The 12,331-nt window shown below is 75.0% G+C and carries 8 protein-coding genes; 7 read left to right on the top strand and 1 reads right to left on the bottom strand.

Annotated features, from left to right (window positions below; genetic code table 11):
• On the top strand, positions 1 to 191 hold a 191-nt coding region (locus tag AAHH18_RS17740), incomplete at its 5' end, for a hypothetical protein (RefSeq protein ID WP_343302523.1).
• Positions 192 to 248: 57 nt separating this feature from the next.
• Here the strand turns inward: AAHH18_RS17740 and AAHH18_RS17735 are convergent.
• Entirely contained in the window at positions 249 to 1,985 is a 1,737-nt protein-coding gene (locus tag AAHH18_RS17735; protein ID WP_343302522.1) for an acyltransferase family protein, read from the bottom strand.
• Positions 1,986 to 2,293: 308 nt separating this feature from the next.
• On the opposite strand from AAHH18_RS17735, the gene mfd reads away from it, so the two are divergent.
• From mfd to eno, 6 genes are all read left to right on the top strand, one after another.
• Entirely contained in the window at positions 2,294 to 5,947 is a 3,654-nt protein-coding gene (gene mfd, locus AAHH18_RS17730; RefSeq protein WP_283321173.1) for a transcription-repair coupling factor, read from the top strand.
• 120 nt (positions 5,948 to 6,067) lie between these two features.
• Positions 6,068 to 6,619 (top strand): SurA N-terminal domain-containing protein, encoded by a 552-nt coding sequence (locus AAHH18_RS17725; RefSeq protein ID WP_283321171.1) that lies wholly within the window; start codon positions 6,068 to 6,070, stop codon positions 6,617 to 6,619.
• Entirely contained in the window at positions 6,616 to 7,347 is a 732-nt protein-coding gene (locus AAHH18_RS17720) for a MazG family protein (protein ID WP_343302521.1), read from the top strand. The genes AAHH18_RS17725 and AAHH18_RS17720 overlap by 4 nt, the downstream gene beginning before the upstream one ends.
• A 170-nt stretch (positions 7,348 to 7,517) precedes the next feature.
• Positions 7,518 to 9,080, top strand: coding sequence for a Re/Si-specific NAD(P)(+) transhydrogenase subunit alpha (locus tag AAHH18_RS17715; protein WP_343302520.1), 1,563 nt, complete (start codon positions 7,518 to 7,520; stop codon positions 9,078 to 9,080).
• 1 nt (position 9,081) lies between these two features.
• Positions 9,082 to 10,467: a Re/Si-specific NAD(P)(+) transhydrogenase subunit beta gene (pntB, locus tag AAHH18_RS17710; RefSeq protein ID WP_283321168.1), complete on the top strand. Its 1,386-nt coding sequence runs from the start codon at positions 9,082 to 9,084 to the stop codon at positions 10,465 to 10,467.
• A gap of 156 nt (positions 10,468 to 10,623) precedes the next feature.
• The gene (eno, locus tag AAHH18_RS17705) at positions 10,624 to 11,904 is read left to right on the top strand and encodes a phosphopyruvate hydratase (protein WP_283321166.1); all 1,281 of its coding nucleotides are present in this window, start codon (positions 10,624 to 10,626) and stop codon (positions 11,902 to 11,904) included.
• Positions 11,905 to 12,331 lie beyond the last annotated feature (427 nt).

Below are 12,331 nucleotides of genomic sequence, written 5' to 3'. Positions count from 1 at the left end.
CGGCGTCCCCGGTCGCCCTGGTCACGCGCCCCCCGGCCCGCGCCGAGGAGGCCCGGCCGGGGCCGGTCGTCCCGCGGGTCGTGCCGGTCGTCCCCGCCCGCGGGCCCCGCGGGACGGCGGGCGACTTCTGGGGCCGCGGACGCGGCGGGCGCGCTGCCCCGGCCGCGCTGCCGGACCGCACGGCGTCCTGACGCGCGCCGTTCGTCCCGGCGAGCCCCGCGGCGGGACGACCCCGCCGGGCGCGCCCGTCAGAGCAGGGGTGCGCCGTCGGCCGGGGCGGCGCCCGACGACGCGGCGGAACCGGGAGACGACACCGGGCCGGGAGGCGGCGGCGGTGCCCACGGCCGCACGCGCACCGGCACGGGCGGAGGCGTGCGCGGCGCGGCGGGAGGGCGCCAGCCGGGTGCGCCGGGCGACGGGGGGCCCGCCCACCGGGCGTCGTCGGCGGAGGGGACCGGGGGGATGGGTGCGGCCGGTGCGGTGGACCCACCGGGCGCTGCGTACGTGACGGGCCCGTCGGCCGCCGCGGGGCTGGCGAACGCTCCGGGCATCGCAGGCCCGGCGAACGCTCCGGGTGCTGCGGTCGCCCCGGACCCGCCGCGGCCCGCCGAGGCGGCGGCCGGACCGGTGTCCGGACCCGGGGTGGCCGGGCCCGGGGCGGTGGGTCCGACGGCCGAGTCCGGTGCGGCGAGGCCGACCGATGAGCCCCCTGCGCCGTAGCCGACCGCCGAGCCGAGCGCCGCAGCGCCCGCGGGCGGTGCCGCGACGGCGAGCGCGACCGCCGGACCTGCCGTGGCGGGCACGGGGAACGACCACGCCGCGGAGCGGGGGCGCGAGTGCCGCGGGCGGCGCTCCGCGGGGGCGTGGGCGGCGGCGCCGAGCTCGGCGAGCGACGGCCGCGGCTGCCGCGAGCCGGCGAGCAGCCGGGCGCGCACGGGGACCTCGACGCCGCGGTACAGGCCGAACGCCAGCGCGGCGGACACGACGAGCACCAGCGGGATCGTCCCGGGCCCGCGCAGCGGGGTCACGAGCACCATCTTGATGACGAGCTCGTGCAGCAGGTAGAAGGAGAACGACAGCGCCCCAGCGACGACGACAGCGGGGTGCCGCGCCCAGCGGTTGCCGCCGTGGATGTCGCCCCACGCGCAGCGGGCAGCCAGCGGCGCGAAGACGACGGCGAGCGCGGCGGTCAGCACGGTGGGGTGCACGGTGACGGCGGCCGCGCCGAGGATGCCCACGGCGAGCAGGCCGAGCAGCACCGGTGCGGGCACCCGGGGCCGCCACCCCTCCTGCACCGCCATCGCGGTGACCATGCCGAGCACGAACTCCGGGAGCCGCGCCGGCGGCAGGTGGAACAGCAGCGGGATCGTCGCGGGCCACAGCACGCCCACGAGCGGGGGGACGGCCAGCGCGCCGACCGCGACGGCCGTGCGGGTGCGGGGGCGCAGGCGCCGCAGGCCCCACAGCAGCAGCGGGAACGCCACGTAGAACGCGATCTCGCACGACAGCGACCACGTGACGCCGTTGACCGCGAAGACGAGCTGGGCGTCCGGCGACCAGGCCTGCAGCAGCAGCAGGCCGACCAGCGCGGTGGTGGGGTCGAGCACCTGCTCCAGCAGGACCACGGCGATCGCGAGGCCGAGCAGCCAGGTGACGACGTGGTTCGGGAGGATGCGCGCGAGCCGCCGGCGGTAGAACGTGCCGACGGTGGTGCCGGGCCGGGCGGTCCACGTCAGGACGAACCCGGACAGGACGAAGAACAGCCCGACCCCCGTGAACCCGGCGCTGGAGCCGCGCACCACCTGCAGGTTCCAGGAGTTGATGTGGTACAGCATCACGAGCAGCGCGCCGACGGCCCGCAGGCCGTTGAGGCTCCACAGCACGGGCAGCAGCGTGGCGGCGCCGTCGGGCGCGGCCGGTGCCGGACCGGCGGGGGCCGGGGGTGCCGCCGGTGGCGCGCCGGGCGCGGGTGCGGTTCCCGTCATGTCGTCTCCCGGTGGGTCGGCGGCAGGGGTGGCCGGTGCTGTCCCGGGCGGGCCCGGGGGCGGGTGCGGCGCGGGTGGGTGCACGCCGTCGGCGGGCCCGGCGGGCCGGGCTGGTGAACCGGGTCCTGCCCGACCGGGTCCGTTGAAGGCGAAACCTCCTGGGCAAATTAGGACAAACTGGGTGAGATCGTGTCAAGGATCTGCTCCCGGGTGAGCCTGTCGGTGGGCGCTCGTAGAGTGGTGCACCCACCCCGGATCCCCTGGATCCGGGGTTCTCGTGCTGTGCGCCCCCGTGGCGGAAGGAACCCATGAACGTCGCCGGTCTGCTGCCCGTCCTGCTCACCGACCCCGCGGTGGCGCGCGCCGTCGAGCTGGTGCCCGCGCGCGGCGCGGTCGACGTCGTGGGGCCGGCCGGCGTGCGGCCGCCGCTGCTCGCCGCCCTCGCCGGCGCCCGCGCGACGGCCGGCGAGGCGGTGCCGCCGTCGGACCGCCCCCGCTCCGCGGCCGGCCGGCCCCTCGTCGTCGTGACGGCGACCGGGCGCGACGCCGACGAGACGGCGGCCGCGCTGCGCTGCTACCTGCCTGACGACGACGTGGCCGTGCTGCCGTCCTGGGAGACGCTGCCGCACGAGCGGCTGTCCCCGCGGGCCGACACGGTGGCCCGGCGGCTCGCGGTGTTCCGCCGGCTGGCGCACCCCGAGCCGGAGCCCGGCCACGCGGGGGCGATCCGGGTGCTCGTGATGCCGGTGCGCGCGTTGCTGCAGCCCGTCGTCGACGGCCTGGGCGAGCTCGAGCCCGTCGCGCTGGCGCCCGGCGACCGCGCCGACCTCACCGACGTCGCCGAGCGGCTCGTCGCGGCGGCGTACAGCCGGGTCGACATGGTGGAGCGCCGCGGCGAGTTCGCGGTCCGCGGCGGCATCCTCGACGTGTTCCCGCCGACCGAGGACCACCCGCTGCGCATCGAGCTGTGGGGCGACACGGTCGAGGAGATCCGCTGGTTCTCCGTCGCCGACCAGCGCAGCCTCGAGATCGCGGACCACGGGCTGTGGGCACCGCCCTGCCGGGAGATCCTGCTGACCGACGACGTGCGCGAGCGCGCCGCCTCCCTCGTCGAGCGCCTGCCGGGTGCCGTGGACATGCTCGACAAGCTCGCCCAGGGCATCGCCGTCGAGGGGATGGAGTCGCTCGCCCCCGCCCTGGTGGACCGCATGGTCCCGGTGCTCGACCTGGTGCCCGACGACGCGCTGCTCGTGCTGGCCGACCCCGAGCGCGTCCGCCGGCGGGCGCACGACCTGGTCGCCACCACGGAGGAGTTCCTCCAGGCGGCGTGGACGTCGGCCGCGGCCGGTGCGGCGACGCCGCTGGACCTGTCCGCCGCGTCGTTCGCCTCGTTCGCGGAGGTCCGGGCGCTCGCCGCCGTGCGCGGGCTCGGCTGGTGGACCCTCAGCCCGTTCACGCTCGACGCCGACGCCGCGGAGGGGGACCCGGACGGGCTGCGCGCCGCGGACGGCGTCGAGACGCTCGTCGTCGCCGCCCGCGACGTCGAGCGCTACCGCGGCGAGGTCGACCGCGCCGTCGCGGACGTGCGGCGGCTCCAGCAGGACGGCTGGCGCCTGGTCCTGGCGACCGAGGGGCACGGCCCCGCGCAGCGCATGACGGAGCAGCTGCGCGCCGCCGACGTCCCCGCGCGCCTGGTGCCGGCGCTCGAGGCCGAGCCCGAGGGCGGCGTCGTGCTGGTCACCCCGGCGCAGGTCGGCCCCGGCTTCGTGGCCGAGGGGCTGCGCCTGGCGGTGTTCTCCGAGTCCGACCTCACCGGCCGCCCCGGGGCGAGCACGCGCGACATGCGCCGCATGCCCAGCCGCCGGCGCAACGTCGTCGACCCGCTGCAGCTGCGGCCCGGCGACTTCGTCGTGCACGAGCAGCACGGCGTCGGCCGGTTCGTCGAGCTGGTGTCCCGGACCATCGGCTCGGGCGCGGCCGCGGCGACCCGCGAGTACATGGTCATCGAGTACGCGTCGTCGAAGCGCGGCCAGCCGGGGGACCGGCTGTTCGTGCCGACCGACCAGCTCGACCAGGTGACCAAGTACGTCGGCGGCGAGGCCCCGAGCCTCAACAAGATGGGCGGCTCCGACTGGGCGAAGACCAAGGGGCGCGCCCGCAAGGCGGTCAAGGAGATCGCCGGGGAGCTCATCCGGCTCTACAGCGCCCGCATGGCGACCCCGGGCCACGCGTTCGGCCCGGACACCCCGTGGCAGCGCGAGCTGGAGGACGCGTTCGCGTACGTGGAGACCCCGGACCAGCTCGCGACGATCGACGAGGTCAAGCAGGACATGGAGAAGCCGATCCCCATGGACCGGCTGATCTGCGGCGACGTCGGCTACGGCAAGACGGAGATCGCGGTGCGCGCGGCGTTCAAGGCCGTGCAGGACGGCAAGCAGGTGGCGGTGCTCGTGCCCACCACGCTGCTGGTCCAGCAGCACCTCGACACGTTCACCGAGCGGTACGCGGGCTTCCCGGTGACGGTCAAGGCGCTGTCGCGGTTCCAGACGAAGGCGGAGTCCGAGGCGGTCGTCGACGGCCTGCGCGACGGCTCGGTCGACATCGTGATCGGCACGCACCGGCTCATCACCGGCGAGATCCGGTTCAAGGACCTCGGCCTGGTCGTCATCGACGAGGAGCAGCGCTTCGGCGTCGAGCACAAGGAGACGCTCAAGGCCCTGCGGACCAACGTCGACGTGCTCGCGATGTCCGCGACCCCGATCCCGCGGACCCTGGAGATGGCGGTCACGGGCATCCGCGAGATGTCGACGCTCGCCACGCCGCCGGAGGAGCGCCACCCGGTGCTGACCTTCGTCGGCGCGTACGAGGAGAAGCAGATCGCCGCCGCCGTCCGCCGCGAGCTGCTGCGCGAGGGCCAGGTGTTCTACGTCCACAACAAGGTCGAGTCCATCGAGCGCACGGCGTCCCGGCTGAACGAGCTCGTCCCGGAGGCCCGCGTCGCCGTCGCGCACGGGAAGATGAACGAGCACCAGCTCGAGCAGGTGATCGTCGACTTCTGGGAGAAGAGGTTCGACGTCCTGGTCTGCACGACGATCGTCGAGACCGGCCTGGACATCTCCAACGCGAACACCCTCATCCTGGAGCGCGCCGACCGGCTCGGGCTGTCGCAGCTCCACCAGCTCCGCGGGCGCGTGGGCCGCGGGCGCGAGCGCGCGTACGCGTACTTCCTGTACCCGCCGGAGAAGCCCCTGACGGAGACCGCCCACGACCGGCTCGCGACGATCGCCGCGAACACGGACCTCGGCGCGGGCATGGCCGTGGCGATGAAGGACCTCGAGATCCGCGGCGCGGGCAACCTGCTGGGCGGCGAGCAGTCGGGCCACATCGAGGGCGTCGGGTTCGACCTGTACATCCGCATGGTCGGCGAGGCCGTGGCGTCCTACCGCGGCGACCAGCCGGAGGAGCTGCCGGACGTCACCGTGGAGCTGCCGGTGGACGCGCACATCCCGCACGACTACATCGCGCACGAGCGGCTGCGGCTCGAGGCGTACCGCAAGCTCGCGGCGGCAGCGGACGAGGCGGCGCTGACGGAGATCTCCGAGGAGCTGGTGGACCGGTACGGCCCGATCCCCGAGCCGGTGACGAACCTCTTCGCTGTCGCGCGGTTCCGGCTGCACGCCCGCGCGGCCGGCCTGAGCGACGTCACCGCGCAGGGCAGGTTCGTGCGGTTCGCGCCGGTGGAGCTGCCGGAGTCCGCACAGCTGCGGCTCAAGCGCCTCTACCCGGGCTCGGTGCTCAAGCCGGCCCTGCGCACGGTGCTGGTGCCGTTCCCGACGACCGCGCGCATCGGCGGCAAGCCCCTGCACGGCGAGGCGGTGCTGACGTGGGCGCGCCAGCTCATCGACGCGGTCGTGCTCGGGGACGTGGCCGCGGCGGCGGGTGTCGGCACGGCCGGGCGCTGACCGGCGCGCCCCGGCCGCTCGGGCCGTCCGCGCGCGTGGCGTCCCGGGCTGCCAGGCGTGGCCTCTACGATGGCCCGGTCGGGCGAGGGTGCGACCAGGAGAAGGCAAGGTGAGCGTGCGGTGACGCGGAGGTCCAGCAGGCGGTTGCTGACGGTGACGGGCGCCGCGGCGCTGGTGGCGGCGCTCGCCGCGTGCAGCGGGGGTCAGCCCGGCGCGGCGGCGGTGGTCGGTGACCGCGTCGTGTCGGCGGCCGACGTCGACAGCGCCACGCGCGAGCTCGCCGACGTGCTCCAGGGCGTGACGCAGTCCGCGATCGTGGGCGTCCTCGTGCAGGAGCCGCTCGTCGTGGGTGCGGCGAAGGACGCGGGCGTGGGCGTGTCGCCGGAGCAGGCGGGCGAGGCGCTCCAGCAGCAGGTCGCCGCGGCCGGCGGCACCGAGGACCGCGAGTTCTCCGAGCCCGCCGTCGACGTGATGCGCTACGTGCTCTCGCTGCAGGCGCTCCAGGGCGCCTCGGACGCCGACGCGCGGCTGACGGCGCTGCAGGAGGACCTGTCGTCGCTCGACTTCACGATCAACCCCCGCTACGGCACGCGGACCGACGAGGGCACGATCGGGTCCACCACCTACCCGTGGCTCGTCGCCCAGGACGCCGCGGCGGACGCGACGCCGTGACCGCCGCGCCCGGCACCTCGCGGCCGGGCGGGCCCGGCGACGGGCACCCGGGTGCCGGGGGCGAGGCCGGGGCCGGGGACCCGCTGCGCCGGCTCGTCGCCGTCATGGACCGGCTGCGCTCGCCGGGCGGCTGCCCGTGGGACGCCGAGCAGACGCACGCGTCGCTGGTGCCGTACGTGCTGGAGGAGGCCTACGAGGTCGCCGAGGCCGTGGAGCGCGGCGACCGGGCGAACCTGCGCGAGGAGCTGGGGGACCTGCTGCTGCAGGTGGTCTTCCACGCCCGCATCGCGCAGGAGGACCCGGACGACCCGTTCGACGTCGACGACGTCGCGGCGGACCTCGTCGCGAAGCTGGTCCGCCGGCACCCGCACGTCTTCGCGGGCGCGGAGGTCGACGGCGCCGACGGCGTGCACCGGCAGTGGGAGCGCATCAAGCGGGTCGAGAAGCAGCGCGAGTCGGTGCTCGACGGCGTCCCGCTGGCGATGGGGGCGCTGGCCCGGGCGCAGAAGGTCGCGTCGCGGGCGGCCCGTGCGGGCCTCGACACGGCCGCCGGTGCGACCGGGGACGGGACCGCCGACGGCGCCGACCTCGGCGCGCGGCTGCTGGCGCTCGTGCAGGAGGCCCGCCGCGAGGGGCTCGACGCGGAGGGCGAGCTGCGGCGCGCGACGGCGGCGTGGGAGGCCCGGCTGCGGGCCGCGGAGGCCGCGGGCGTCCAGCAGGCGGACTGACCGGGCCCGCCGCGAGGTTCGTCACACCGCCCCCAGCAGCAGGAAAGCGATTGCCGGGCCGAAGGTCCGGCACGCCCCGCCCCCGGGCTGGGCAGGATGGTCGCGGCCACGCCCCCGCGCGGCCGGTCCAGCGCACCCCCGGGTGCGCGTCCACGGATGAGGAGGGGTCGATGAGGATCGGCGTCCCGAAGGAGAGCCGGCCCGGCGAGCGCCTGGTCGCCGCGACGCCCGCCACCGTCGCCCAGCTCGCGAAGCTCGGGTACGAGGTGGTGGTCGAGCACGGCGCGGGTGCCGCGGCGAGCTTCCCCGACGCGGCCTACGCCGAGGCCGGCGCGGCCCTCGCCGACGCCGCCGAGGTCTGGGCCAGCGACGTGGTCACCGCCGTGAACGCCCCGGGTGACGCCGAGATCGCCGCCCTGACCCCGGGCGCGACGCTGGTGTCGATGATGGCCCCGGCCTCCCACCCCGAGCTCGTGGCGGCCCTCGCGGCCCGCGGCGTCTCGGCCCTGGCCCTCGACGCGGTCCCGCGCATCTCGCGCGCGCAGGCGCTCGACGTCCTGAGCACCATGTCCAACGTCGCCGGGTACCGCGCCGTCATCGAGGCCGCCGAGGAGTTCGGCGGGATGTTCACCGGCCAGGTGACCGCCGCGGGCAAGACGCCGCCCGCCACGGTGTTCGTCATCGGAGCCGGCGTCGCGGGGCTCGCGGCCATCGGCGCCGCCGGCAGCCTCGGCGCCCAGGTGCGCGCGTACGACGTGCGCCCGGAGGTCGGCGAGCAGATCGAGTCGATGGGCGCGACGTTCGTCCAGGCCGAGGCCGCCCAGCAGGAGGTCAGCGCCGACGGCTACGCGAGCGCGCTGACCGAGGAGCAGGAGCGCCTCACCGCGGAGATGTACGCGGCGGAGACGGCCAAGGCGGACATCGTCGTCACGACGGCCCTCGTGCGCGGCACCGCGCCCCGCACGATCAGCGCCGAGATGGTCGCCGCGATGCGGCCGGGCAGCGTGATCGTCGACCTCGCGGCGTCCGGCGGCGGCAACTGCGAGCTCACCGTCCCGGGGGAGAAGGTCGTCACCGCGAACGGCGTGACGATCCTCGGCTACACCGACCTCACCAGCCGGATGGCGCGGCACACGTCGCAGCTCTTCGGCACCAACGTGGTCAACCTGCTCAAGCTCCTCACGCCGGGCAAGGACGGCGCGCTGGTGCTCGACGTGGACGACGTGGTGCAGCGCGGCATGACCGTGACGAAGGCCGGGGAGGTGATGTGGCCGCCCCCGCCGGTGCAGGTCTCCGCGGCGCCCGCCGCGGACGCGGTGCCCGCCGTCGCGCCGGTCGACCCGGCCGAGAAGGCCCGGCTCGCCCGCGAGGCCGCGGCGCGCAGGGGCCGGCGGCAGATGGTCGGGCTCGCGCTCGGCGCCGTGCTGCTCGCGCTGGCGATCACGTTCTCGCCGGCCGCGTTCCTCGGCCACTTCACCGTGTTCGTACTCGCGGTGTTCGTCGGCTACTACGTCATCTCCAACGTCAGCCACTCGCTGCACACCCCGCTGATGGCCCAGACGAACGCCATCTCCGGGATCATCCTCGTCGGCGCCCTGCTGCAGATCGGCAGCGACGACTGGGTGGTGTCGGCGCTCGCGTTCGCGGCGGCGAGCGTCGCCTCCATCAACATCTTCGGTGGCTTCCTCGTGGCCTACCGCATGATCGGGATGTTCCGGAAGGAGGAGGCCTGAGATGCTCACCTCCGCTGTCCAGGGCGTGTACCTCGTCGCCGCCGTCCTGTTCGTCCTGAGCCTCGCGGGGCTGTCCAAGCAGGAGACCGCCCGGCGCGGCAACCTGCTCGGCATGGTCGGCATGGGCCTCGCCCTGGCCGCCACCGTCGTGCTCAGCCTCGACCAGTCCGAGCGCAGCCCGCTGGTCACGCTGCTGCTCATCGCCCTCGTGCTCGTCATCGGCATCGCCGTCGGCACGTGGCGGGCGCGCAGCGTCGAGATGACGCAGATGCCCGAGATGATCGCGATGCTGCACTCGTTCGTCGGCATCGCGGCCGTGCTCGTCGGCTTCAACTCCTACCTGACCGAGACGCACGCGGACGCCGTGCACCTGGTCGAGGTGTTCCTCGGCGTGCTCATCGGTGCCGTGACCTTCACCGGGTCCGTCGTCGCGTACCTCAAGCTGTCGGCGAAGATGAAGTCCGCCCCGCTGACGCTGCCGGGCCGCAACTGGCTGAACCTCGGCGCGCTCGTCGTGTCCGGCGGCCTCATGGCGTGGTTCCTGGCGAGCCCGTCGCTCGTGCCGCTGGTCGGCATGACGGTCGTCGCGCTGGCGCTCGGGTGGCACCTGGTCGCCGCGATCGGCGGCGGCGACATGCCCGTCGTGGTGTCGATGCTCAACTCGTACTCCGGGTGGGCCGCGGCGGCCGCCGGCTTCATGCTGAGCAACAACCTGCTCATCGTCACCGGCGCGCTCGTCGGGTCCTCCGGTGCGATCCTGTCGTACATCATGTGCCGCGCGATGAACCGCTCGTTCATCAGCGTGATCCTGGGCGGCTTCGGCGCCGAGGGCGGCACGGTGAGCGCGTCCGCGCAGGACTACGGCGAGCACCGCGAGATCCAGGCCGCCGAGGTCGCCGAGCTGCTCAAGAACGCCGGCTCGGTCGTCATCACCCCCGGCTACGGGATGGCCGTGGCCAAGGCGCAGTACCCGGTCGCGGACCTCGTCGCGCGGCTGCGGGCCTCCGGCGTCGACGTGAAGTTCGGCGTGCACCCCGTCGCCGGGCGCCTGCCCGGGCACATGAACGTGCTGCTCGCCGAGGCCAAGGTGCCGTACGACATCGTGCTCGAGATGGACGAGATCAACGACGACCTGGCGGACACCGACGTGGTGCTCGTCATCGGCGCGAACGACACGGTGAACCCCGCGGCCCTCGAGGACCCGGGCTCGCCGATCGCCGGGATGCCGGTGCTCGAGGTCTGGCACGCCAAGCAGGTGATCGTGTTCAAGCGGTCGATGGCCACCGGGTACGCCGGCGTGCAGAACCCGCTGTTCTTCCGCGAGAACACCGCCATGCTGTTCGGCGACGCGAAGGACCAGGTGGAGCGCATCGTCGCCGCGCTCTGACGCCCCCGCACGACGGGCCCCGGGACCGGCCGCCACGGCCGCCCGGGGCCCGTCGTCGCGTGTTCACCGGGCGCTCGCCGAAGGTCCCACCGACGCACGCGGCGGACGGCACTAGGCTGAGGACGCATCCCCACCCGAACTGTCGAAGGAGCACGTATGGCCAGCATCGAGGCCGTCGGCGCCCGCGAGATCCTGGACTCGCGCGGCAACCCCACTGTCGAGGTCGAGGTCGCTCTCGACGACGGCACGATCGCCCGTGCCGGTGTGCCCTCGGGTGCCTCGACCGGTGCCTTCGAGGCCGTCGAGCGCCGTGACGGCGACAAGTCCCGCTACCTGGGCAAGGGCGTCGAGGACGCGGTCAACGCCGTCATCGACGAGATCGCCCCGGAGCTCATCGGCTTCGAGGCCACCGAGCAGCGCCTGGTCGACCAGGCCCTGATCGACCTCGACGGCACCCCGAACAAGGGCAAGCTCGGCGCCAACGCGATCCTCGGCGTCTCGCTCGCCGTCGCGAAGGCCGCGGCCGACTCGGCCGACCTGCCGCTGTTCCGCTACGTCGGCGGCCCGAACGCCCACGTGCTGCCCGTCCCGATGATGAACATCCTCAACGGTGGGTCGCACGCCGACTCCAACGTCGACATCCAGGAGTTCATGGTCGCCCCCATCGGCGCGCCGACCTTCCGCGAGGCCCTGCGCACCGGCGCCGAGGTCTACCACTCGCTGAAGTCCGTGCTGAAGAGCAAGGGCCTGTCGACCGGTCTCGGCGACGAGGGCGGCTTCGCGCCGAACCTCGAGTCGAACCGCGCCGCGCTCGACCTCATCCTCGTCGCGATCGAGAAGGCCGGCTTCGTGCCGGGCAAGGACGTCGCGCTGGCCCTGGACGTCGCCTCCACCGAGTTCTTCAAGGACGGCGCGTACCAGTTCGAGGGCAAGGCCACCACGCCGGCCGAGATGGTCGCGTTCTACGAGGGCCTCGTCGCCGACTACCCGCTGGTCTCCATCGAGGACCCGCTGTCCGAGGACGAGTGGGACTCCTGGGCCGAGCTCATGGTCAAGGTCGGCGACAAGGTGCAGATCGTCGGCGACGACCTGTTCGTCACCAACCCGGAGCGCCTGGCCAAGGGCATCGAGCTCAAGGCCGCGAACGCCCTCCTGGTCAAGCTGAACCAGATCGGCACCCTGACCGAGACGCTGGACGCCGTCACCCTGGCCCAGCGCAACGGCTTCACGACGATGACCTCGCACCGCTCCGGCGAGACCGAGGACGTCACCATCGCCGACCTGTCCGTCGCGACCAACGCCGGCCAGATCAAGACCGGCGCCCCGGCGCGCGGCGAGCGCATCAACAAGTACAACCAGCTGCTCCGCATCGAGGAGGAGCTGGACGACGCCGGCCGCTACGCCGGCGCGTCGGCCTTCCCGCGCTGGAAGGCCTGAGCCCTCACGCTCACACCGGAGGCCGGCAGCCCTGACGGGGCTGCCGGCCTCCGGCGCGTCCACCCCCGTCCGACCCGCGCCTGGTCCGCGAGGTCGGCAGTCCCGGTGCGAAGTCGGCACCTGGAGCTGCCGACCTCGCCTGGACGTGCCGACCTCGCGGGGCCGGGGGATGTGCGGATCGTGTGCGTGGCGGCGGACACGGCCGGGCCACCTGCGGGGCGGGCGGGGCCGGGCGGGGCACAATCGGGTCCATGCCCGCCCCTCGTCGCCCCGCCGCGCCCCGCACCGGGGCCGGGGACGACGTGAGCCGCGAGGCGGCGCGCCGCACCGACGCCGCCCGCGGGCAGGCGCCCGCGCCGGCGAGAGGGGCGGCGGGCAGGGGAGCTGCCGGCGCGGGCCGCACCGGGAAGCCCCGTCCCGCGACGGC

The sequence above is a fragment of the Cellulomonas olei genome (genome assembly GCF_039548315.1).
Taxonomy (GTDB): domain Bacteria; phylum Actinomycetota; class Actinomycetes; order Actinomycetales; family Cellulomonadaceae; genus Cellulomonas.
This window is presented reverse-complemented; position numbering and strand designations above follow the sequence as displayed.

What these genes read in the sequence shown, in the direction of transcription:
- AAHH18_RS17715 (WP_343302520.1), top strand. Translation starts at nt 7,518, where the DNA reads ATGAGGATCGGCGTCCCGAAGGAGAGCCGGCCCGGCGAGCGCCTGGTC.
- AAHH18_RS17735 (WP_343302522.1), bottom strand. Translation starts at nt 1,985, where the DNA reads ATGACGGGAACCGCACCCGCGCCCGGCGCGCCACCGGCGGCACCCCCG.
- eno (WP_283321166.1), top strand. Translation starts at nt 10,624, where the DNA reads ATGGCCAGCATCGAGGCCGTCGGCGCCCGCGAGATCCTGGACTCGCGC.
- mfd (WP_283321173.1), top strand. Translation starts at nt 2,294, where the DNA reads ATGAACGTCGCCGGTCTGCTGCCCGTCCTGCTCACCGACCCCGCGGTG.
- pntB (WP_283321168.1), top strand. Translation starts at nt 9,082, where the DNA reads ATGCTCACCTCCGCTGTCCAGGGCGTGTACCTCGTCGCCGCCGTCCTG.